The following is a 22,689-nucleotide window of genomic DNA, read 5'->3' on the forward strand; positions in this document are numbered from 1 at the left end:
ATGGAATCAGTTAATATTTTAGGTACGGGGAGTGCTATGGTTACAAAATGTTATAACACTTGTTTTACCATTTCTAGCGGTAAAGAGCATTTTTTAGTAGATACAGGTGGTGGAAATACCATACTCTCAAACCTAGAAAAATTAAACATAGATATAGGCAATATCCACAATGTTTTTATATCTCATAGACATAACGATCATATTTCTGGCATTGTTTGGATCATCAGGGCTGTAGCTCAGCAAATTATGAATGGAAATTATGACGGCAATCTAACAATTTATTGCCACAAAAATAATGTTGATATAATAAACACAATAAGCGACTTACTATTAGATAAAAAATTTACAAAGTATATTGGAAACAGAATACTATTTAATGAAATTTATGATAAGTGCACTGTTACTATACTAGACTTAAATATAAATTTTTTTGATATTAGAAGTACTAAAGAACTTCAGTTTGGCTTTAATACAATACTTAAAAACGGAAAAAGTTTGGCTTTTTTTGGTGATGAGCCTTATAATGAAGAGTTATTTGAATATGCTAATAATGTAGATTATCTTTTTCACGAAGCCTTTTGTTTATATTCACAAAAGGATATCTTTAAACCTTATGAAAAACATCATGCTACTGTAAAAGATGCTTGTGAAAATGCATCTAAACTAAATGTAAAAAATATAGTTCTATTTCATACTGAGGATAAAAATATATTAAATAGAAGAAAACTATATACTGATGAAGGCAAGAAATTCTTCACAGGAAATATTATTGTTCCTGATGATTTAGATATTATTAAATTGTAAATGATTTAATGACATTTCAGAAGGAAAGTCTCCCACTTTTATAAGTGGGAATATAAATCTCCTTCTGAAGTCATTAATATTGCAGCTCCGCAGGAGATGATTTAATATTAAACAAACAAAATATTTACCATAAGTCTGTGCCCATAATATTCTAAGGATATTATGGGCGCAGATTTTTTTATGCAATAACAAATATATAACATGCTCTTCTATAAAATTATATTCTAAATAAGAATACTTTTCCTATAAATAGTTCAGAATAAAAAAGAGTGATATATGCACATGGAAGGAGTAAATTATGAAAGTTGGTATTCCTAAAGGGTTATTATATTATAAATACTACCCCTTTATAAAAAGATTCTTAAGTGAACTAGGTGTAGAAATAATTACATCTACAGATACGAATAAAAATATTTTAAATGAAGGAATTAAATATTGTGTAGATGAAGCATGTCTCCCTATAAAGATATTCCATGGACATATCTTAGATATAAAAGATAAATGTGATTTATTAATAATACCAAGATTTATGAGGGTACGCGAGCGCGAATTTATATGCCCAAAGTTTTGCGGTCTTCCAGAAATGATCCTATGTAGCATACCTAATATGCCAAAAGTAATGACAGAACCTATCTATGCAACAAGCGAGAAGGAATTATATACTTGGTGCAAAAAATTAGCTACCATGATTACAAAAGACAAACGCAAAACAAAGGTTGCATTTAACAATGCTCTAGAGGAACAAAGAAAGACTAAATTTGGTATCAAAGATGAAGGCTATAAAATAACTATCGCTCTAGTTGGGCATCCATACAATCTCTACGATACCTTTATTAATATGGATATAGTAAAGAAATTAAACAAATTAGGAGTAGGAATCATAACAGAGGAATGCGTGAGTGAAGAACAAATTAAATCAGAAGTAAATACTCTTTTTAAACGTCCCTTTTGGACTTTTGCATCAAATTCTTATGGCTTTACAACTAGTATAGCTAAAAATAAAGAAATAGATGGTGCTATATATATATCATCCTTTGCTTGTGGAATAGACTCTGTTGTAATTGAACTTATTAAAGATAAGCTTTGCGATTTCCCTCTTTTAGTCTTAAAAGTTGATGAACATACTGGTGAAGGTGGTCTAGATACAAGAATTGAGGCCTTTATTGATATGATTGAAAGGAAAAATAACAATGAAGATAACATTTCCACATTTCGGCAACACACATCTTGCAGCTAAAGCATTATTTGATGGTCTCGGTATAGAATGTATAATTGCACCATTTAGTAGTAGCGGAGCATTGGAGCTAGGTTCGACGTTTTCTCCTGAAGAAATGTGCTTACCTTATAAAATTATGATGGGTAATTATTTGCAGAGTATAAAACTTGGGGCTGATACCATACTCCTTCCTGGAAGCTGTGGTCCTTGTAGATTTGGTGAGTACTGCGAATTGCAAATAAATGCACTTAAGAAAATGGGTCACAACTTAACTTTTATTGTAGTTGATAGTCCTTTTGACATTGGCAAAAATGAATTTTTAAATCGCCTATCCAAGATATCAAATAATAGTAAAGAAGGTAAATTACAAAAAATCAAGGCATTAAAAGTGGCCTACAAGGTAAATGAGCTTATAGATAAAATTGAAAGTAAAGTACATTATTTAACAGGATTTGAAGTTAACAAGGGTCAATTTAAAAACCTTTTAAAAGAATGTACCACTAATGCCGCCAAGGCACTTTCGCCACCACAGATGGTGAGCATTTTAAAAGAATATAATAATAAAATAGATAATGTTCCTATTAATAAAGATAAGGCCCCAATTAAAATTGCAATTATTGGTGAAATTTATACTATAATTGAGCCATTTGCTAATCTATATATAGAAGATAAACTTATGGACTATGGCGTATCCACTAAAAGAAAACTTACCCCTACTTGGTGGATTAAAAATACATTACTTAGCCCATTTAAACTTAACTCAATTGACATAAGAAAAGCCTCTAAAGAATATCTTCCATATTATATTGGTGGTCACGCTAGAGAATGTGTAGGCGAAGTGCTTCTTGCAGAAAAAGAAAGTTTTGATGGAGCAATTCAAATTTTTCCTATGGGATGTATGCCTGAAATTGTATCAAAATCAATTTTAACTAAAATTTCAAGTGATAAGAATTTTCCGATAATGACTTTAATAGTAGACGAAATGACTGGAGAAGCCGGCTATATTACTAGGATAGAAGCATTTGTAGATATGTTAGAGAGGAGAAAAAACAATGTACTATATGGGAGTTGATGTAGGATCTGTAAGTACCAACATTGTACTATTAGATAATTCATTAAATGTTATAGAAAAATTATATTTAAGAACGAAAGGTAAACCTATAAAAGCAATTCAAGATGGATTAAAAGTATTAAACAAGAAATATGATACTAAACAAATAAAATCTGTTGGAACTACTGGAAGTGGAAGACAAATGGCATCTTTTTTAATAGGTGCAGACATTGTAAAAAATGAAATTACTGCTCATGCAGTTGCAGCCCTTGAAATTGACAAAGAAGTAAATACCATATTAGAAATAGGTGGTCAAGATTCAAAGATAATACTATTAAAAAATGGTATAGTAACAGATTTTGCAATGAATACAGTATGTGCAGCAGGTACAGGGTCTTTTCTTGATAGGCAAGCAGAAAGGCTAGAGATACCTATTGAAGATTTTGGAGACTATGCATTAAAGTCAAAATCACCTGTTAGAATAGCTGGAAGATGTGCTGTTTTCGCAGAGTCTGACATGATACATAAGCAACAGCTTGGATATAATGAAGAGGACATAATAGGTGGGCTTTGCGAAGCAATGGTAAGAAATTATTTAAGCAATGTTGGAAAAGGTAAACAAATCCGGTCAAAAATATTTTTTCAAGGTGGTGTTGCAGCGAATATTGGTATTAAAGCAGCTTTTGAGAATGCCTTAAATACTGAGGTTTATGTCCCAGCTCATTATAATGTCATGGGTGCTATAGGGGCTGCAATACTTTCAAAGGAAAAAAACATGAGGATAGGTAAAACAAATTTTAAAGGGTTTGAAATAGCATTTAATGATTTTGTACCCAGAAATATTGAGTGCAATGGTTGTGGTAATAATTGTGAAGTAATTGCAATAAAAGATGGCGAAAAGACCGTAGGCTGCTTTGGAGATAGGTGTGGCAAATGGAGCAATAAAATGGAACTCAAAAAGAGAGATATTAGATAAATATTTATCTAATACCTCTACTTTTTTAGTATCTTATTCCATACAATTACTTATCTAAAGTTTTCATATAATCAAGTTGTTTCTCTGCTGTTTTCTTCATATCATTTATAAGAGTAGTTTCTTCAATTGCTAATTTTTGTATATCACTCATGTTTTTATTGAATTTAGCTAATGTAGCAGGTGATTTAAAATATACCATGTTGTTCTTTACTTCATAATTTCCCTTTTCACTTACCATAAAGGTTACACTATCATTTATTTTTTTAATAAAGCTTGTTTCAAATGCTATATATTTCTTTATCATAGCACTTGATTGAAGTTGTCCCTTTTCAAACCCAGCCGCTACATCTTCTTTATAAACTTGCGGAATATCTACGTTATTTACATCTGTATTCATTTTTTCAGTGATTTTATTAGCCTCTGTTTCAAATTTACCAAGTCCACTAATTAAGGTTTTTAATCTTTCCTGAGAATCCTTAGTTTTAGCTGGAGTACTAAATGTATCGGCTGATAATAAAGTCTCAACATGAGCTTTAGATACGTCTGTTTTCATATTAGCACTCAATTTTTGATAAGAAATAAAATATTGATTACATAAATCTAAAAGAGGTGCCATATTACCATATTTAGAATTTTCTAATTTATCAGAACTTAAATCTTTTCCAGCTGCATAATCACTACTTATACTTATTAATTTGTGCATAGCAACCTTGTTAAAACTAATCTCCTCAGTTCTTTTGTTGATTGCATTAGCTGTTGTTACAGTTGACGCGAGCATGAAAATTATTGAAAAAATCATTAGAGCGCAGCCTTTTTTCTTTTTAAAAATTAATCTAACTATATATGCTATAAGAACAACTGCGATTATTCTTCCAATTATATATCCCAGTTGGCTACTTATATTAGCTGTTTTTAAATAAACACTCCTCTGAACTAAAATCTCTACTATTGATATTATTGCCCCTATTACGAAAAATATTATTGCTAAAATAGTAAATATTTTACTTTCAGCATGTTGTTCATGTAACTCATTTTCAACCATGTTGTTTTCATTCATTTGCTAAACATCCCCTTTATCATAAGTGTAATATTACCATATCGCACAATTATATACAACCAAAAGTGACAAAATTGTAATAAATAATCATTAAAGTGATGTTTTCTTCTGTTAATATAGTGTAGAATAAAGTATTTGTCGTTTTATAAGATTAATATGTATTTTTTCAGTATACATCAGCTGATATTCTATTTCTTCCATTTCTTTTAGCAATATAAAGCTCATTATCAACTTTTCTTATAAATTCATTTATTGTTATATTTTCATTAGGAAAAACAGAAGATATTCCTATTGATAAAGTGATTCTATCTGAAATTTCCGAAAATTCATGTCTAATATTCAACTTTTTCAATTTACTTCTTAAATTTTCCCCAAATTTAATTGCATAATCAATTGAACTTTCTGGCAATAAAATCACAAATTCATCACCACCAAACCTTGCAACAAAATATGGTCCATTATTCAAGTTTGCCAAGATACTAGCAACTCTAGCTAAGCAATTGTCTCCCTCTAAATGGCCAAAGTTATCGTTATACTCTTTAAAATAATCTATATCAATGATTAGTAGAGCTAAACTATTTCTTTCTCTTATACTACTCTCCCAAACATCATTTATGTAGATATCAAACTTTCTCCTATTCGGAATCCCCGTTAAACTATCGTTTTCAGACAAAGATAATAATATTTCATTCACTTTTTCTAATTCAATTTGAATTCCTTTTGTTTTTATAACTTCCATTTCTAGTTCCATTGATTTTATTGAATTATTAATTGCTATAGCAGCATAAGATGATAGTGCTTTAACCATTTCAATATGGTATGGTGTAAAAGCATTTTTACCTTTACTTTGTATTGACATTACTCCTATAATCTTCGTATTTACTATAAGAGGACAAAACATAAGTGAATTTATTTCAGCATTGTAATTCAATTTTAGTTGATTATTAAATGCCCCCTCGTTAATATATCTCGGAAACTCTTTATTAACATCATTAATTATAATCAACTCACCACTCTCAATACATTTTTCAGTAAAACTTTGTTTACTTAAAAGTGAAAGAGCAGGTATATTTTCCTTTTTACCAAAAATAATAGCATCTAAATAATTTATCATAGAGTTGTTCTCATCATAAAGACCAATACAAAAATAAGACAAATCCATGAAATCCTTAATACTTGAATAAAGTATATCTAATATCAAATGTTCATTTAAAGTTGAAGTTATTTTCTGTCCTAGTTCACTAATAATAGATATTTTTTCAACAAGCATTTGCAGCGATTGTGATTCTATTTTTAAGTTTTCATTTTTCTCTATAATTCTATTATTCTCTTTCTCAATTTCTAACATCTTCTTTTTCATATTTAAACTTTGAATAATATTTTTTTTATAATCTTCTATATGTTTTTTTTCGTACTTATAGTGCAATTTCATATATCTAAAAGAGGATTCATATTCTCCTGACTTTTCATATAATATTGATAACATCATCGATATCTCAGATACTTTTTCATGTTGTTTATATTTTATTGATACATTACAGGCATCTATTAATATATCAATTGCTTTTTTTATTTTTTTTCGGTCCATCATGTATTCATAATAACTAAGTAATGCATCAATTTTATAACTAGGTATTGCTTCTTTTTCATTCAAATTTATAGCAATATAAAAATATTCATCAGCCTTTGCGTAGTTTCTCTTTTTCCATGAAGTCTGAGCTAATAATTTATAGATATCAGCATCCGCTATAGTATAATTGTACCGTTTCATGTACTTTAAAGCTTTATATGAAAGAATATTCGCCTCTTCATAATCCTCTAATAAGTAATAAATCTCACCTAAGCTAAGGATAGTTACTCCACTAGATAAACTATAATCCGATAAAGAATCTATGTCATATGCTCTTTCACTATAACTTAATGCTTCTTTGTATTCATTAAGCAATTTATAATTTTCTGCAATATTATTTAAAGTAAGCATTATCGATTTTTTCGAAGTAGCCTTATTATCATATCTTTTACCTAAATCAATTTCTATTGCGACTATTTGTGCTTTATCATAAAAACTCATACTTTTTTCAATATCACCTAACTCACTAAATATAATACCTAATAAATTATATTCCAACCATATGAGATCACAAAATCCTTCTTCAATAAAATAATGTAGTGAAACAAATATTAATTCTAAGGCTTTTTCATCATTACCGATGCTATAGTAAGAATAAGCCATATATAAGTTGGCGACTTTTTCACCAAGTGTATATCCTATCTTTTCAGATAAGAGTAATGCATCATTTGAGAATTCTATCGTCCCCTGAGAATCACTATTTTTTAGTGAATTAGCTTTTTCTAAAAGTGCATTAATTTCTCTCCTTATATCACCATCATTCATGAAATCACCCCTATTCAATACTAATAATTATTTTTGAATTAAATTACTTTTATCTATTTCTTTATTACTGCCCTTTTTTATAAATACAATGTTACCATTAAACATAAATACATACAACTTAAAAACTACAAAATTGTAATAAATAAACATTAGCTTACATTTTAAATTAAAAACGCATAAAAAAGAAGCCATAAGCTTTTAATTTAAGAGCTTATGACTTCCTTCTATTATTTAAATTATTTTAACAAAGATTTTATTGCAAGTAATTCCTTACTTAAATTATCATCTTTCATCATTTCAAGTACAGAATTAAGCATTACACGTACATCATGTTGTCCTTTATAAATAGGAGTGAGTCTCTTGTTTAGATTTAGGAATTTATAAACAGCAATTTGTGCACCTCTTACTGAATAATCCATTGTAAATACTACATCATCTTTTATTTCACAGAATTGTCCAAGCAATGCTAAATTGGTTGAGCCTTCTGGAATATTTTGAGGTCTATCACCCTTTGCCCTAGTTAAAAATTGTGCTGTTGTAAACGGTAATATACATGGTATACAAATAGATGTTTCTATAATTTTCTTCATATCATCTTTAAAGTTTAGGTGATATAATACCTCAGCTAATATTTCCGCGCCGCTACAATCTACCATTCTCTTCTTTATAAAATCACCTTTTGCATATGGGAATAAAGAATAACCCCAAATAATTTGTATTTCATCAGCTTGGCCAATAAAATGTGGTTGATTATGCAAAACTATTGTCATAAGCCATGCAGAATCTCTAAATGTCATATGGGCACCAGTTCCTGGCTGATTACCTGAGAATTCTATTATTTTCTTATACATTGTTGGATCCTTAAGTGTAACTGTGAAAGACTCCCACATTGATTCTTCAACTCGTTCATCAAAAACCTTTGGATTACCAAACTCAGGACGACCATCTGCAATTTTCTCCCAAAGATCCCATGCTCCACCTACATGCTTGTCATTAATTATTGCTGGCTTAGTCATTGATCCAAGGCTAGTACCCGCTGTTAATGAACCAATAGTAGCAAATGCTAAATCTCCAGCGCCGACCTCTATTCTAGTTTCTTTTCCATTTTTAAGACATTTAAATGCCGTAACTGTAGTTTCAGTATCCGATGGTTTAAATTCTAAATCAGTTACTCTGCAGTTTAATTCAAAATTAACCCCTTGTGATTTTAACCATTTTGTCATAGGTAATAACATTGAATCATATTGATTGTATGGTGTACGACGTATTCCAGATAAATCTTTAAGTCGTGGTAATTCTTGAATAAATCTATGAAGGTATCTCTTAAGTTCTACAGCACTATGCCAAGTCTCAAATGCAAAGAGTGTAGTCCACTGAAGCCAGAAATTTGTCTTAAAGAATGCTTCTGGGAAACACTCTTTAATAGTTTTTGTTCCTAAAGAATCTTCAGAGTTAATCATTATATCCATTAATGCCATTCTGTCTTCGCGATTAAATCCTAAAGTCGATACATCTAATATATTAGCATCATTATCTATTAACCTAGCTTTTGCATGAGTATGAATCTCTTTATTAAAAGCATTAAATTCATCCATTATTGAAACTTTAGGATCAGTTAATGAAGGAATGCTTTCCATTATTCCAAATGTACAAGCATAAGCTTCTCTATCAAACATTCTTCCACCACGGATTACATAACCATCCTTTGCATTGCCATTTCCGTCCATACTTCCACCTGTTATGTCTAATTCTTCATATATATGAATATTTTTTCCTGGAACATGTCCATCTCTAATTAAATATATCGCAGCTGCCATTGATGCAAGTCCTGCACCAACCATATAAGCATTTGTTTTTTCTACATCAATAGTTTGATCAAAATTGAATTTCATTTTAACACCCTCCATTTTTAAAATTATATACTCTCCTATAAAACTAATTTAAATTTACATATATCGAGTTATTAGCTTGCCATATATATAATATAAATCTAATCACTATAATTTTATACAATCAATATCATAAGACTGTCTGAAAAATATACATATATCCTAAACTGTATACTTAAAAAAATTTTAAAATTTAAATAACAAAATCATCACTTTAACCATATATTGTATTGTAAATACTTTAAGGAGTTAATTTAATGTATATCGATGAAGATACTATCAAATCATTTAATTTAAATAATACTTATGAACGAGAAGCTCAAGATTTTCCATTAGCATGTCCATACAGACAAATGAATCCTTTCCCACCATTTCCACAAGGACCTCAAGGTAGGCCACCTTCAGGTCCTACAGGCAGACCGCCTTCTTCAGCTCCAAACTTTACGCCGCCCGAACCTAAGGTTCAACAATTTGGTGCTACTCCCCTAGCTATAGATCAAGGTGCAATTAAACCTTGCCTTCGTAGATTTGTATATATATGGCCAAAAAGAGGCAGAGGATTCTGGGCATGGCTTACATTTGTGGGGCCTAGATCTGTATCTGGTTTTCGCTGGTATAGAAATACTTGGAGATATTTTGGAATGGATCTTAGAGAAATTAGTAGTTTCCAATGTTTTTAAATTAGTAATTAAGGAATCGAGGGGTTAATATGAACAATTTTCAACCTTTTCACGGAGTAATTACAATGATCAATGATTTTTGGATAGATGCAACTGGAAAAAATTCAGGTTGTTATAAATTAATGTCTGTAGAAAATGGATATGGAAATTTAGTAAATTTCGTAGTTGGACCAACAACCTACTTTGTGGACCACGTAATGGTGACACTCGGTGATATTGTAACTGGCTTTTATGATGCAAATGCACCTACTGTTCTCATTTTCCCACCACAATTTAGAGCAATCGTTATGGCAAAAGATTCACTTTATCAAAATGTAAAAGTAGACTATTTTAACAGTAATCTTGTAAGTAGTGATAATAATTTAAAATTAAACATTGCCCCATGGACGCAGATAGTACTAGAAAACGGGCAATCATTTACAAAAAGTCCAACAAACCGGAATCTAATTGTTGTTTATGGAGCTACCACAAGGAGTATACCAGCACAAACAAGTCCCTATAAAATTATTGTTATGTGTTAGATTTTTAATAAAAATAATAAAGGAGAAGCCTAGGCTCCTCCTTTACTATTCCCATAATATACATACAATTACTTAAACGCATTTAAGCTCTCAAATAATTCATTAAAATTATCTTTAGCAATTACTTCTCTTTCCTTAAATGTCCCCATTTTCTCTTTAGTGAATACTTCATTATTATTTAAGGTTATAAGTGCCTCTTTTACAGTATCCTTAAAACTTGGAATCATATCTATTATTTTTTTCACTCCATACATATATTCGTCATCATAAAGTTTAAAACATTGGAATAGACCTGATGTAAGTCTTCCGTCTGAGAATATATAAATATATCTATCACTCATTTCATCTGATAAATCGACTTCAACTTTATGCTTATACAACCTAAAAATGACACCATTTTTCTCAACGAAAATAGGGAATATCATAGAAAAAAGTACTATGGATTCTCCTTCTTCCTCAACCATTCCTGAAAAATCATTCTCATTAAGTCTCTCTACTATGTCATCAGTAAAAATACATTTTCGTATTTCTTTTCCGAGCTTACTTCTTAATTTTTGCTCTTTCTCATCTGATAATAAGTTGTCTATCGAATTAAATAGTTTATTTAGTGGTCCTTTTTCTTCAACTTTTTTCATAATTATACCTCCTTAGTTATCTTCTGCGAAGCTACAAGTTATCTTCTGCGAAGCTCTTAGAATAACTTCAAAAATATCTTCCATAAAAGAGGGTACAATAGGACAGTAACTACTCCTGAAATAGCCATAGTTAAACCACTCATCGCTCCCTCAACTTCCCCTATTTCCATAGCTCTTGCTGTTCCAAGTGCATGAGCTGATGATCCCATAGCAATTCCTAGGGCAACTTTATCATTAATTTTTAAAATTTTATATAAGAATGGTCCTCCAATTGAACCTATAATACCTGTAATAATTATCGCTACAACTGTAATTGATTGAAGTCCACCCAACTGATTTGACAAAGCTATTCCTATAGGTGTTGTTATAGATTTAGGCATTAAAGATTTAATAAGTACATCTGTTAATCCAAATAATTTTGAAAGAAATACTACACTTATAAAACCCGAAATGGCTCCACTAAAAATTCCTATAAGTATTGGTGTAGCATTTTCTTTAAATAATACAAATTTTTTATACATTGGCAAGGCTAACGCAACTGTTGCAGGGAATAAAAAAAATGAAATTATTTGTCCTCCCTTATTATAATCCTCATATTTAATATGGAACTTTGTAAGGAATAATATTAATATAATAACGGCTATCATAAGCGGATTAAAAATTGAAAGTCTGCCTTTTTTCTTTATATAAAGTCCAATTTCATAAGCAATAAGAGATGATATTACACCAAAAACTGGTGAAGTAATTAAATCATTCATGTAAACGTCCTTTCCTTAAAATTTTAACTACGAGTGCTGTTACAATCCACACTACACATGTGGAAAAAACAACTATAATCATAAATGGTATCCATTTCCCCTTTAATACACCAAATGCTGTCATTAGGCCCACTCCAGCAGGTATAAATAAAAAGGACATATTTGATAAAAGAAACTCACAAAGCTCTTCTATCATTTCAATTTTAACTATTCCTATTTGTAATCCTAAAAACAATAAAATAAGTCCAATAACAGATCCTGGAATTGGTAATTTTAATGTTAGTTGTAATACAGTCCCTAAAACATATGGAATTAAAACAATCATTAATTGTCTTAAATACCTCATTCTTTCACCTACTCATTATAATATATTGTAATACACGAAAATCAGTAACTCATTTATATATTTTTATTTATATAAGTATTCTCTTGTCAAAGGTAAATCATTATTTACTCCTTTGGCGAATAATATCTGATGAAGATTAATATTACCACAATTAAATGATGCAGCGCAAGAATTTAAGTACAATCTCCACATTTTTATAAATGTTTCATCCTTACTCTTCTCTATTATAGGAAGAACATTTTCAAAGTTTTCAGCCCAATGTTCGAGTGTCTTACCATAATGTCTTCTAAGACTTTCTATATCAATTAATTCAAAATTTTGCTCTGCTATATCTGAAATAATAGTTTTAATCGCTGGCACATGTCCACCTGGAAAAATATATTTGTCTATCCATGTATTTGTACCGCCTTCATTTATTCCTGTTATACAATGAACTAAAGAAAGACCTTTATCCTTTAATAAACTATTCACTATATGAAAATATTCAGATAAGTTATCTAATCCTACATGCTCTAGCATTCCTATACTTACAATTCTATCAAAATTTAAATTTTTTAACTCCCTATAATCTTCAAGTTTAACTTCAACCAAATCTTCTAGTCCTTCTGCTTTTATTCTTTCATTAGTCTTTTCAAACTGCTCTTCACTTAAAGTAATTCCAACAGCTTTGACCTTATATTGTTTGGCAGCTGTTATTATAAGTTCTCCCCAACCACAACCTATATCAAGTAGAGTTTGTCCTTCTTTTAAATTTAATTTTTTTAAAATATGATTTATTTTATTAATTTGAGCCTGATATAAAGAATCTGTATCATGCTTAAAGTATCCGCAAGAATAGCTCATAGTAGCATCCAACCATAGTTTATAAAAATCATTACCAATATCATAATGAAATTCTATATTGTCTTTACTCCTTTTTATACTATTTTTTATCTTTTTTATTAAATGTTGATATTTCGCACTCTTTTTTAAAAAACTTTCCTTATTATTATATAAAGATTCAATCACAGACTGTACACTACCTACTACCTCTAATTTTTTAGTCATATACCCTTCTCCGAGAGCTATTGAAGGATTATTTATAATATCACCTTTTGGTATCGACTCATTAAGAATGATTTTGAATTTACTCTCACCTTCCCCGTACTTTTCTTCATCACCATCCCAAAACCTAATTTGAAATGGATCGGAAAACATGCTTTTTAATAAAGTTTTATAAAATAATTTATCTGTAATCAAAATATATCACTCCTTTATTAATTTGTTATTCTATTACAAAAAATAACAACCTATCATATTAGGTATATCATTTTTTTATCTAAAGGTCAAAAACGAACTATCTAAAATTATAGCTTAGTAAACGGTAATCATATTTTCTTTTATACATAAACCTCTCGTTTACTTACTTTTCTAATTATTCTCTATGAGCAAATACAATTCTTTCTTTAACGACTTCAGAAGGAGATGATTTAATGTTACTTTTTTTAAGGTAACCTTTAACCCCATAACGAATAAGATAATAAAGAAGATAAATTACTTAATGGAGGAATATTAATGCAATTAAATGGTAGTAAGACTGAAAGAAATCTTCTCAGTACTTTTGCTGGAGAGTCAAGAGCACGAAATAAATATACATTTTATGCTGAAAAAGCAGAAAAAGAGGGTTATGAATATATAGCCTCAATTTTTGAAGCTACTGCAAACAATGAAAAGGCTCATGCAAGAGAAGTTTTTAACAGATTTCTTAAGATGAATAAAAGTACAGCAGATAATTTAAAAGATTCGGCGCAGGGAGAAGCTCATGAAAGTAATAACCTATATAAACAATTTGAAAAAGAAGCCCGGGCAGAAGGTTTTACTGAAATTGCAAATTTCTATAAGGAATTACAAGAAGTAGAAGGAAATCATGAGATGAGGTTTATGAAAATATATGAAAATCTTGAAGCAGGCATGATATTTAAAAGAAACACTGATGTAAAATGGCAATGTATGAATTGTGGATATATTCATATTGGAAAAGAAGCACCTGCATTTTGTCCACTATGTAAGTTTCCAAAAGCTTACTTTAAAATCTATTGCGAAGACTACAAATAGGAGGGGTGAATATGATAATTTACTATCCCAATTACTATTTAGTGCCAGTAACACCTGTAATGTTTTCGTATGAGGATGAATACAACGCTCGTTGCAACGGTTTTTACAATGATGAGTACAGCGATGTTTATAGCGATGACTACACCCTTCCTCAAAATAATGAGTACAACGACAATCATGACTCTAGGTACAATATAGAAGCTAGCGAAGTCTATAACCCATACAGAACTATAAATGAAGATCTTTTTTACGAGGTTGATGAAGAATACGTAAATGATAACATTAAATAATGTTTATAATTATTTATAAGGCAACCTCTATTGAGATTACCTTATAAATTTCCTATTTTCTATTTTCTACATATATAATTGAAGGTACAGATCTTTCTCCCAAACTATCACAAGGATTGTTTATAACTTCATCATCATAAAATAATGTAGAGGATGAACCTCCATCTAAATTAGCGGCATTATAAGCTCCATGATCATATAACACGTCTTGTGCCTCTCTTAGCGTAGCCCCTAAACTACGTATCTGTCTACCGTCAATAACTAGAAATAATATTGCCCCATCCTTTCTTTGTGCTATACATGTTCTAGGTGCAATTCCCCAACCACCATTACCATGATTTATTGTCTTAAATCCATTAACTATCATTGCAGGACCAAAGGACACTGCCTCGCTTACCCCAAATTTTATCATTTCCTTAATTGTATAAGTACCAACTAGTAACTTTCCCAATTTAGTTAATGCTATCGTTTCTATTTTTCCATTGTCATTATTTATATCATTATAAATAATCTTTCCACCAGACATTATAACTCCAGCTGGATTTGCCCCAGTCCCCGTCCAAAGTGATCCCGCGCTTTTATCTGTAAACCCTCCACCATTAATGGCTGCAATGGCATTATTACTTCTTGCAATATCACTAGTTAATTCCCCTTCCTTGCCGATCTTGCTACTATATCCCACTTTCACTCTGGTTGGATCATTAATTACTAGCAGATATCCCTTAAATTTATTCCCTATTATTTCATACCTTGTAACACTTTTATCATTTTTATTTTTTACCTTTACGCCTGTTCCTATTCCATGTGAATTATCTTGAACTATAACATCCGCCTTCTGCTGACTCATAATTTTGTTTATCTTATCATCAGATAAAAATGATCTCACTAGCCATTGTAAGGTAAAAGTAGTCATTGCAGAACCTACAACCGTAGATCTTACATTTTTAAACGGGCCATAATAAATCATAAATGGCGCTGTAATTGTTGTAAAAACAATTTGAAATATAATAAATAATAAAACTAGTCTACTTTTACTCCTTTTACCTTTTTCCTTTTTATTTATTGTTTTCATACTTCCCTTCCTTTTGTGTAATGCTTTATTATATAATTTCAAAGATTCAAAATAGGTAACTATAACTCTATATATTATATGATTTGTTTTATAGGTTACATGCATGTTATTTTTATATAAACTAATATGAAAAACAGGTTGAATAAAACTTAGATTTAATCTAAATATTATAATTACCTATAATAAAAAGCATCCAGATAACAGACTAAGCTGTGATCTAAATGCTTTTGTAAATATACCTAACTAATTTTCGATAATTTTTCATTATTAGATCTCAGTGCTCTGAACCTCATCTTCATTGTCATCATTTTTTTTTCTCTTTTCTTTCATAAACACTATAACTCCAGGCAATAATGAAATTATTATTATAGCTACTAACATATAAGAGAAATGGGTTTTTACAAATGATAGATTACCAAAGAAATAGCCTCCACCTAAAAATAAACTTACCCAAAGTCCTCCGCCAACAATATTATATGGTACAAACTTCGAATAGTTCATTTCACCAATACCAGCTACAAAAGGTGCGAAAGTTCTAATTATAGGAATAAATCTTGCAATTACTATTGTCATTGAGCCATGTTTTTCATAAAATTCCTGAGCCTTTATTAAATAATCCTTATTTATAAACCTTACTTCTTCTTTTGCGAGTATCTTTTTCCCAATCTTTTTACCGATAAAATAATTTGCAGTATCTCCTAGTATAGCCGCAAGATACGATATTATCAGGAGGGTAAATATATTCATTGATCCAATTCCTGCTAGTGCTCCTGCCGCGAATAACATTGAATCACCTGGCAAAAATGGTGTAATTACTAAACCCGTTTCAATAAATATAATTAAAAAAAGAACTCCGTATGTTAACATACCATACTGTTGAACCATTAAAGTTAAATACTTATCAATATGCATTATTACGTTTATAAAGTTAATTAAAATATCCATATTTTCTCTCCTCGTTATTAAACACTTATGTAGATGTCTTGATGCTAGTATTATATATCTATAAGATTAAAATTTGATTAAAAAATATCACCCTTTAAGCTAATATCATAATAATATTACAGAATACAAAATCTCGCCCCCATTTTAAAAATTACAAACTTTTATATACTAGCCTTGGAATTATTCTTTATATTATCAAATATGTAAATTACTAAAGCACTACATAGAAGCCCTAAAATTGCCCCTACTAAAACATCTGTAGGATAATGTACATATAAATATACCCTAGAAAAAGCTATCAAAGATGCTAAACTTATAATTTCAATAATATACTTTTTAAAATATTTCGCAAGCACCCCTGCAACTGCAAATGACGACATAGAGTGCCCTGATGGAAATGAATAAGATAATGGCCTCTCTATTAAAAGGTTCATTGTTGGCATAGTGTCTGCTGGTCGCAAACGTTTAAATATATTTTTCAGTATTTCATCACCTAAAATTGCGCTTAGGATTAAAGCTGCTAAAGCCATAAGCCCTATTTTTCTATATTTTTTGTTACTTATAAGTATCGCGGCTATCATAATCCATATTATTCCTGCGTTTCCTAAGTAACTTAATATAACCATAACTTTATCCATAATAATTCCATGCATATTATATTTTATAAACAATAGTATAGAGATATCAAATTTCTGTAGTAGGTACATCATATCATCCTTCCTCCTTTGATTGCTAGGAGATTCCGTAATGTCCCCCATGTCTTATATAATATATTTGCAAGATTAAAATCACATTAAATTATCTCCTTCGGAGCTGCAATATTAGATTTAACTTAATAATTAATGTTTAATATTACAGTTATCTTTGTTCCAAAACCTTCCGTGCTTTCTGCACTTATAGTTCCTTTATGTACATCCACTATTAATTTAGCAATAGATAGTCCAAGACCAGTACCACCTTTTTCTTTAGATCTAGATTTATCAACAGTATAAAATCTTTCAAATATATTTTGTATTTCATCTTCTGGTATTCCCATGCCGCTATCACTAACGGTAATTTTTACTGTATCACAATGGATCTCTGAACTTATATCTATTGTACCTTTTTCTGGTGTAAATTTAATACTATTATCAATTAATATCCTAAGCATCTGCTTCATCATTTTATAATCTGCAAATATACTAATGGAATCGTTTTTGTAACTCGATATTATATGACTATGATCTATAAGTCTAGTTTCACTAATCACTTCGCAAATAAGATCATTAAGCAAGAAATCTCTTTTATCAATTCTTTGATTTCCGCTACTCCCCTTAGCAATAAACAATAATTTCTCAACTAAATTTGCCATATTACTAGTTTCTAATTTTATAGCATGAATAGATTTCTCTAAGGCTTCTTTGTCATCTTTACCCCATCTATCGATTAGGTTTGCATAACCTTGGATAACTGCAATAGGAGTTCTAAGTTCATGCGATGCATCAGACACAAACTGAATTTGCCTATCAAAAGATTCTTGAAGCCTATCTATCATTTTATTAAAAGTTATACCCAATCTTTTAAGTTCATCATCAGGACCTGCAACCTCAATTCTTCCCAATAAATTATTAATACTAATATTATCAGCAGCTTTAGTTATTTGATCAATAGGTTCTAACATCTTTTTACTTACGATGTACCCTAATATAATTGAAGCAATCATCCCTATAAAATCAGCTATCGCCATTAAAATGAATAGAATTTGCATAAAGTCATATTCATTACACATCCACTTAACTATTTGAATATAAATGACTCCATATTTTGGGGTTTCAATTTTTAAAATTTTATATACTAGGTGTTTATCATCTTCTTCAATTTTTTTTATTTTATCAAAAGGTTCTTTGCTTATAATATTATAATTAAATTCTTTTGATTTATTTAGTATTTTGCCATCTTGCCTTAGTATTCTTATTGATATATTTTGTTCTGATGTAACATCTGAAACAAGTTCTTTATCTGACAAATCTCCATGTTCATTCCGAGACACGATATTATTTAATACTATTGTTTTGACATCTTCTATTTGTTTATTTGCCTGACCGTACAAGTAGTATTTTATACCATATAGAATAGAAGCGTTTAAAATAAGTAATATTAATGAAAACATTACAGCATAAATCACCGTTAATTTCAAAGATATTTTTGCACTTTTGATTATTTTCAAATTCATAAATTTAGAACCCATAATTTTAAAATTCATGGTTACTCACCTTTAACAACATATCCTACCCCTCTTACAGTGGTTATAAGTTTATCCTCAAAGCCATCATCAATTTTGCATCGTAAATATCTTATAAATACATCTACGACATTAGTATCCCCTATATAGTCATAACCCCATACCTTCTCAATTAATTGTGCTCTTGTAAGTACAACATTTTTGTTTATTAAAAACATTTCTAAAAGGTCAAACTCTTTTTTTGTAAGTTCAATTTCTTTGCTGCCTCTTTTAACATTATGCGCTTTATTGTCCATAACTATATCTTTCACTTTAATCTCATCAGTCTTATTCCCTATAGATGTAGGTCTTTGATACACCCTAATTCTTGCTAAAAGTTCTTCTATGGCAAATGGTTTTGTGAGATAATCATTTGCACCTACATCTAATCCTAAAACCTTATCTGATATATCGCTTTTTGCAGTAAGCATAATTACAGGTACGAGCGACAACTGTCTTATTCTTTTGCAAACCTCAATTCCATTAAGCCCTGGCAACATAACATCGAGAAGTATTAAACTATACTCATTTTTCTCAGCTATTGTTAAACCTTCTCGTCCATCATAAGCAACATCAACTTTATATCCTTCATGACTTAATTCCATTTCAATAAATGTTGACATTAGCCTTTCATCTTCCACTAAAAGAATTGTAAAATCCTTCAAAATAGCACCTTCCTTTTACTATAATCTAGTGAGCAAACAGATCCCATATACTACTAATATACACTATCTTCATAATCTTAGCCATATTTATGAGTGTTTCATATATGCTCGTTCTTATTAATACTATTATATTAATAAAATAAATAACATCTAAAAAATACATATGATTTCTCATATGTATTTTTTACATGAAACATAAACTATCACTTTTAGCCCTACTTTTCTGATATATTAATTATCATTTGTCCTTTTTTTGAAGTGGCGTCAACAGAAATATTACTTTCATCTGATTTATTACTCTTTTTTTCCTTTTGTGAAGGATCCACATTAGAAAAATCGCCTGAATCTGCTTTACTACTCATCTGTCCTTCTTTGGGATTATCATCATCTGATTGATCACTCTTTTGTTTGTTTTTTGGAGTATCGTCCTCTGAAGAGTTTGAACCTACATTAGCTCCTGAAATAGCACCGTTAAAAGGGATTGTAATTTCAATAGTATTTCTATTTTTTTCTGCTTTTTCTAAATCTTTTTCGCCCATAAATATTCTCCCTTCATATATAAAACTACACTATATACATAGCGTGCATTATATAGTTTACCCATTTAATTATAAAATATAGTTTATATCGAACATATTGCATTGACTTGAAGAGTTTAATGTATTATAAATAAGATAATTATAATACTAAGCATGATGAAATTAATAGTTATTATGGGATTAGTAATTATTACAACTACATTATACAAGGAGTGTATAAACTTGAATAATATATTGATTATTGAAGACGAGGAAAAGATCTCTGAAATACTAAAAGCATATCTTGAAAAAGAAGGCTATAGTGTATATACCACTACAAAAGGTTTAGACGCAATAAACCTTTTCCAGAAAATTGAATTTAATTTAGTTATATTAGACCTGATGTTACCAGACATATCTGGAGAAGATGTCTGCAGCATTTTAAGAAAAATTTCCGAGGTACACATATTTATGCTTACTGCCAAAAGCACCTTAGAGGATAGGATAGAAGGATTAAACCTTGGTGCAGATGAATACTTGGTTAAGCCATTTAGTCCAAGAGAATTAACCGCAAGAGTAAATGCTTTATTTAGAAGGATTAATATAAATAAATCTGAAACAATGGTTTATGACAATGGAGATTTAGAAATTAATTATGACAAAAGGGTAGTTTATGTGCGAGGGGAAGAAATATCACTTACTCCAAATGAATTCGACATATTGCAGATTCTTTCATCTAACGGTGGCAAAGTATTTACAAGGGAACATCTCATTGAAAGAATTATGGGAATTGATTTTCAAGGTTTTGATAGAACAATAGATGTACACATTAAAAATATACGTAAAAAGATAGAATTGGATAGCAGAAATCCTAAATATATAATAACAGTAACTAGAATCGGTTATAAATTTGGTGGTGATTAATTTATGCAAAGCATAAGAAAAAGATTAAGTATTATATTAGTATGTACATCCATATTAGCACTCTTTTTAGCTACACTTTTTGTAAATATAGCAATATCAAAAACTTTTAACAAGTATTTAATTGAAATACAAACTAAGAGGGACACTGGAATAGTAAAATATTTAGAAACAGTATATGAAAAGAGTGGTAAGTGGTCAAAAACTTCTGGAATAGAAATTACGCATGAAGCCTATATGAATAATTACTGCCTCACTCTTAAGAATATAAATAAAAAAGTTGTTTGGGGAATGAATGCAAATGACATAATTAACAACACTAATACTACTATGCCCCATAAAAGTAACGGCGTATATACTTTAAGAACCCTCCAAATAAAATATAAAGATAAAATTGTAGGGTATGTAGACATAGGACAAAATGGTCCAGTATTATTAACCAGTGATGATATCACTTTCAAGACATCAATAAACAAGGGTATTATTTTAAGTATTGTACTCTCACTTTTGATAACAATATTAATTAGTTTGCTTGTTTCGAAGCAATTTTCTAATCCTCTTAGGCAAGTTTCTAAAATTTCAGTTGATCTCTCAAATGGGAACTATCGTGCACGGTCGAATGACAAAAGTAGTATTTTAGAAATTGAAAATTTAAGACATAGCATAAATACACTTGGAGAAAATCTTCAAAATCAGGATTCTATTAGAAAAAGGTTAATATCAGATATATCCCATGAAGTAAGAACCCCCCTTAATATTCTTCAAAACAACTTTGAAGCTATGATTGATGGTATTTTTCCAGCAGACAATGAAAGATTAACCTATCTTAACGATGAGGTTATTAGATTCGGAAAGCTTATAGACAATTTAAATACCTTGAAACAGATTGAAGGAGAAGAAGCAGCTTTAAACATGGAAATAATCTCTTTAAAAGATATCCTCACTTTAGTCGAAAAGGAATTCGAACTAATATCGGAAAGTAAGAATATTAAAATGGCCCTAGAATGTAATACAAATAACCAATGCAATATTTTAGGTAATACAGATAAGATAAAGCAAGTACTTATTAATTTACTTTCAAACGCTATTAAATTTACACCTTCTAAAGGCGAAATTAACATTACTTTAAAAACAACAGATAAAAAAGTAATATTGAAAATACAAGACACAGGTATTGGCATTAAAAAAGAGGACTTACCTTATATATTTGAAAGACTCTATCGAGGAGATAAAAGTAGACATGAAATAGAAGGCTCTGGAATAGGCCTTACAATTGTAAGGAACATATTGACTCTCCACAAGGCGGACATAGAAGTAAAAAGTACAGAAGGAAAAGGTAGCGTGTTTATTTTATATTTTAATAGAGTTTTGTGATTATTATACAAATATTCAAAGGATCTTAAATATCAAAGTCACTTGGATTATAACCATAAGTAAGCAAAAAGAGGAGCATAATGCTTCTCTTTTTGCTTTATAGAAAACAAGGTTAACATCTCTTCTACATAATATCTTCATACCATTTTTATATACTGCATATTGTACTCACAAATTTTAAAAAAACTGCCACTTGAAAATAACATAATAATAAATTACTAA

The 22,689-nt window shown here is 29.8% G+C and carries 23 protein-coding genes; 10 read left to right on the top strand and 13 right to left on the bottom strand.

Annotation, left to right across the window (positions count from 1 at the left end; genetic code table 11):
* From KPL54_RS09380 to KPL54_RS09395, 4 genes are all read left to right on the top strand, one after another.
* Window positions 1–804: an MBL fold metallo-hydrolase gene (locus KPL54_RS09380; RefSeq protein WP_216106314.1), complete on the top strand. Its 804-nt coding sequence runs from the start codon at window positions 1–3 to the stop codon at window positions 802–804.
* A gap of 298 nt (window positions 805–1,102) precedes the next feature.
* Window positions 1,103–2,041 carry an acyl-CoA dehydratase activase-related protein gene (locus KPL54_RS09385; protein ID WP_216106315.1) on the top strand — a complete coding sequence of 313 codons (939 nt, stop codon included), beginning with the start codon at window positions 1,103–1,105 and terminating at the stop codon, window positions 2,039–2,041.
* A complete protein-coding gene (locus tag KPL54_RS09390) occupies window positions 1,995–3,092 on the top strand; it encodes an acyl-CoA dehydratase activase-related protein (RefSeq protein ID WP_216106316.1) in 1,098 nt (365 codons plus the stop codon). Before KPL54_RS09385 ends, KPL54_RS09390 begins: the two co-directional genes overlap by 47 nt.
* A complete protein-coding gene (locus tag KPL54_RS09395) occupies window positions 3,073–4,047 on the top strand; it encodes an acyl-CoA dehydratase activase (protein WP_216106317.1) in 975 nt (324 codons plus the stop codon). Before KPL54_RS09390 ends, KPL54_RS09395 begins: the two co-directional genes overlap by 20 nt.
* A gap of 46 nt (window positions 4,048–4,093) precedes the next feature.
* On the opposite strand, the gene KPL54_RS09400 is transcribed toward KPL54_RS09395, so the two are convergent.
* The 3 genes from KPL54_RS09400 to KPL54_RS09410 all read right to left on the bottom strand — a co-directional run bounded on the left by KPL54_RS09400 (window position 4,094) and on the right by KPL54_RS09410 (window position 9,391).
* Window positions 4,094–5,104: a DUF3053 family protein gene (locus KPL54_RS09400; RefSeq protein ID WP_216106318.1), complete on the bottom strand. Its 1,011-nt coding sequence runs from the start codon at window positions 5,102–5,104 to the stop codon at window positions 4,094–4,096.
* Between the two features lie 166 nt (window positions 5,105–5,270).
* Complete coding sequence (locus tag KPL54_RS09405) at window positions 5,271–7,499, bottom strand: sensor domain-containing diguanylate cyclase (RefSeq protein ID WP_216106319.1); 2,229 nt, start codon at window positions 7,497–7,499, stop codon at window positions 5,271–5,273.
* A 236-nt stretch (window positions 7,500–7,735) separates the two neighbouring features.
* Window positions 7,736–9,391: an oleate hydratase gene (locus KPL54_RS09410; RefSeq protein WP_216106320.1), complete on the bottom strand. Its 1,656-nt coding sequence runs from the start codon at window positions 9,389–9,391 to the stop codon at window positions 7,736–7,738.
* 254 nt (window positions 9,392–9,645) lie between these two features.
* Between KPL54_RS09410 and KPL54_RS09415 the strand changes: the two genes are divergently transcribed.
* Complete coding sequence (locus KPL54_RS09415; protein ID WP_253203411.1) at window positions 9,646–10,068, top strand: hypothetical protein; 423 nt, start codon at window positions 9,646–9,648, stop codon at window positions 10,066–10,068.
* 29 nt (window positions 10,069–10,097) lie between these two features.
* Window positions 10,098–10,589 (top strand): hypothetical protein, encoded by a 492-nt coding sequence (locus KPL54_RS09420; RefSeq protein WP_216106321.1) that lies wholly within the window; start codon window positions 10,098–10,100, stop codon window positions 10,587–10,589.
* 68 nt (window positions 10,590–10,657) lie between these two features.
* Here KPL54_RS09420 and KPL54_RS09425 read toward each other — a convergent pair whose 3' ends face one another.
* The 4 genes from KPL54_RS09425 to KPL54_RS09440 all read right to left on the bottom strand — a co-directional run bounded on the left by KPL54_RS09425 (window position 10,658) and on the right by KPL54_RS09440 (window position 13,567).
* Window positions 10,658–11,224, bottom strand: coding sequence for a hypothetical protein (locus KPL54_RS09425; protein ID WP_216106322.1), 567 nt, complete (start codon window positions 11,222–11,224; stop codon window positions 10,658–10,660).
* A gap of 56 nt (window positions 11,225–11,280) precedes the next feature.
* Window positions 11,281–11,982 carry an LrgB family protein gene (locus KPL54_RS09430; protein ID WP_216106323.1) on the bottom strand — a complete coding sequence of 234 codons (702 nt, stop codon included), beginning with the start codon at window positions 11,980–11,982 and terminating at the stop codon, window positions 11,281–11,283.
* Window positions 11,975–12,328, bottom strand: coding sequence for a CidA/LrgA family protein (locus KPL54_RS09435; RefSeq protein WP_171296108.1), 354 nt, complete (start codon window positions 12,326–12,328; stop codon window positions 11,975–11,977). Before KPL54_RS09435 ends, KPL54_RS09430 begins: the two co-directional genes overlap by 8 nt.
* 63 nt (window positions 12,329–12,391) lie before the next feature.
* Window positions 12,392–13,567 (bottom strand): SAM-dependent methyltransferase, encoded by a 1,176-nt coding sequence (locus KPL54_RS09440; RefSeq protein WP_290444351.1) that lies wholly within the window; start codon window positions 13,565–13,567, stop codon window positions 12,392–12,394.
* A gap of 315 nt (window positions 13,568–13,882) precedes the next feature.
* Between KPL54_RS09440 and rbr the strand changes: the two genes are divergently transcribed.
* Entirely contained in the window at window positions 13,883–14,422 is a 540-nt protein-coding gene (gene rbr / locus KPL54_RS09445; protein WP_216106324.1) for a rubrerythrin, read from the top strand.
* Between the two features lie 11 nt (window positions 14,423–14,433).
* Complete coding sequence (locus KPL54_RS09450; RefSeq protein ID WP_216106325.1) at window positions 14,434–14,712, top strand: hypothetical protein; 279 nt, start codon at window positions 14,434–14,436, stop codon at window positions 14,710–14,712.
* 52 nt (window positions 14,713–14,764) lie between these two features.
* Here the strand turns inward: KPL54_RS09450 and KPL54_RS09455 are convergent, their stop codons facing one another.
* From KPL54_RS09455 to KPL54_RS09480, 6 genes are all read right to left on the bottom strand, one after another.
* Window positions 14,765–15,784: a phosphodiester glycosidase family protein gene (locus KPL54_RS09455; protein WP_216106326.1), complete on the bottom strand. Its 1,020-nt coding sequence runs from the start codon at window positions 15,782–15,784 to the stop codon at window positions 14,765–14,767.
* Between the two features lie 267 nt (window positions 15,785–16,051).
* Window positions 16,052–16,729 carry a DedA family protein gene (locus KPL54_RS09460; RefSeq protein ID WP_216106327.1) on the bottom strand — a complete coding sequence of 226 codons (678 nt, stop codon included), beginning with the start codon at window positions 16,727–16,729 and terminating at the stop codon, window positions 16,052–16,054.
* A 161-nt stretch (window positions 16,730–16,890) separates the two neighbouring features.
* A complete protein-coding gene (locus tag KPL54_RS09465) occupies window positions 16,891–17,439 on the bottom strand; it encodes a phosphatase PAP2 family protein (protein WP_375372982.1) in 549 nt (182 codons plus the stop codon).
* A 122-nt stretch (window positions 17,440–17,561) separates the two neighbouring features.
* Window positions 17,562–18,971: a sensor histidine kinase gene (locus KPL54_RS09470; RefSeq protein WP_253203412.1), complete on the bottom strand. Its 1,410-nt coding sequence runs from the start codon at window positions 18,969–18,971 to the stop codon at window positions 17,562–17,564.
* Window positions 18,972–18,973: 2 nt separating this feature from the next.
* Window positions 18,974–19,654 (bottom strand): response regulator transcription factor, encoded by a 681-nt coding sequence (locus KPL54_RS09475; protein WP_216106328.1) that lies wholly within the window; start codon window positions 19,652–19,654, stop codon window positions 18,974–18,976.
* A 215-nt stretch (window positions 19,655–19,869) separates the two neighbouring features.
* Entirely contained in the window at window positions 19,870–20,193 is a 324-nt protein-coding gene (locus KPL54_RS09480) for a hypothetical protein (RefSeq protein ID WP_216106329.1), read from the bottom strand.
* 222 nt (window positions 20,194–20,415) lie between these two features.
* Between KPL54_RS09480 and KPL54_RS09485 the strand changes: the two genes are divergently transcribed.
* Both KPL54_RS09485 and KPL54_RS09490 read left to right on the top strand, forming a co-directional pair.
* Window positions 20,416–21,096, top strand: a complete 681-nt coding sequence (locus KPL54_RS09485; RefSeq protein WP_216106330.1) for a response regulator transcription factor — start codon at window positions 20,416–20,418, stop codon at window positions 21,094–21,096.
* A gap of 3 nt (window positions 21,097–21,099) precedes the next feature.
* A complete protein-coding gene (locus tag KPL54_RS09490; RefSeq protein ID WP_216106331.1) occupies window positions 21,100–22,467 on the top strand; it encodes a sensor histidine kinase in 1,368 nt (455 codons plus the stop codon).
* Window positions 22,468–22,689 lie beyond the last annotated feature (222 nt).

The sequence above is a fragment of the Clostridium estertheticum genome (assembly GCF_018861295.1).
Taxonomy (GTDB): Bacteria; Bacillota; Clostridia; order Clostridiales; family Clostridiaceae; genus Clostridium_AD; species Clostridium_AD estertheticum_D.

Excerpts from the sequence above, each read along its gene's own strand:
- KPL54_RS09385 (WP_216106315.1), top strand. The coding sequence starts at position 1,103 with ATGAAAGTTGGTATTCCTAAAGGGTTATTATATTATAAATACTACCCC.
- KPL54_RS09460 (WP_216106327.1), bottom strand. The coding sequence starts at position 16,729 with ATGGATATTTTAATTAACTTTATAAACGTAATAATGCATATTGATAAG.
- KPL54_RS09490 (WP_216106331.1), top strand. The coding sequence starts at position 21,100 with ATGCAAAGCATAAGAAAAAGATTAAGTATTATATTAGTATGTACATCC.
- KPL54_RS09435 (WP_171296108.1), bottom strand. The coding sequence starts at position 12,328 with ATGAGGTATTTAAGACAATTAATGATTGTTTTAATTCCATATGTTTTA.
- KPL54_RS09410 (WP_216106320.1), bottom strand. The coding sequence starts at position 9,391 with ATGAAATTCAATTTTGATCAAACTATTGATGTAGAAAAAACAAATGCT.
- KPL54_RS09405 (WP_216106319.1), bottom strand. The coding sequence starts at position 7,499 with ATGAATGATGGTGATATAAGGAGAGAAATTAATGCACTTTTAGAAAAA.
- KPL54_RS09470 (WP_253203412.1), bottom strand. The coding sequence starts at position 18,971 with ATGAATTTTAAAATTATGGGTTCTAAATTTATGAATTTGAAAATAATC.
- KPL54_RS09420 (WP_216106321.1), top strand. The coding sequence starts at position 10,098 with ATGAACAATTTTCAACCTTTTCACGGAGTAATTACAATGATCAATGAT.
- KPL54_RS09400 (WP_216106318.1), bottom strand. The coding sequence starts at position 5,104 with ATGAATGAAAACAACATGGTTGAAAATGAGTTACATGAACAACATGCT.
- rbr (WP_216106324.1), top strand. The coding sequence starts at position 13,883 with ATGCAATTAAATGGTAGTAAGACTGAAAGAAATCTTCTCAGTACTTTT.
- KPL54_RS09415 (WP_253203411.1), top strand. The coding sequence starts at position 9,646 with ATGTATATCGATGAAGATACTATCAAATCATTTAATTTAAATAATACT.
- KPL54_RS09465 (WP_375372982.1), bottom strand. The coding sequence starts at position 17,439 with ATGATGTACCTACTACAGAAATTTGATATCTCTATACTATTGTTTATA.
- KPL54_RS09430 (WP_216106323.1), bottom strand. The coding sequence starts at position 11,982 with ATGAATGATTTAATTACTTCACCAGTTTTTGGTGTAATATCATCTCTT.
- KPL54_RS09390 (WP_216106316.1), top strand. The coding sequence starts at position 1,995 with ATGAAGATAACATTTCCACATTTCGGCAACACACATCTTGCAGCTAAA.
- KPL54_RS09450 (WP_216106325.1), top strand. The coding sequence starts at position 14,434 with ATGATAATTTACTATCCCAATTACTATTTAGTGCCAGTAACACCTGTA.
- KPL54_RS09480 (WP_216106329.1), bottom strand. The coding sequence starts at position 20,193 with ATGGGCGAAAAAGATTTAGAAAAAGCAGAAAAAAATAGAAATACTATT.
- KPL54_RS09380 (WP_216106314.1), top strand. The coding sequence starts at position 1 with ATGGAATCAGTTAATATTTTAGGTACGGGGAGTGCTATGGTTACAAAA.
- KPL54_RS09395 (WP_216106317.1), top strand. The coding sequence starts at position 3,073 with ATGTACTATATGGGAGTTGATGTAGGATCTGTAAGTACCAACATTGTA.
- KPL54_RS09455 (WP_216106326.1), bottom strand. The coding sequence starts at position 15,784 with ATGAAAACAATAAATAAAAAGGAAAAAGGTAAAAGGAGTAAAAGTAGA.
- KPL54_RS09425 (WP_216106322.1), bottom strand. The coding sequence starts at position 11,224 with ATGAAAAAAGTTGAAGAAAAAGGACCACTAAATAAACTATTTAATTCG.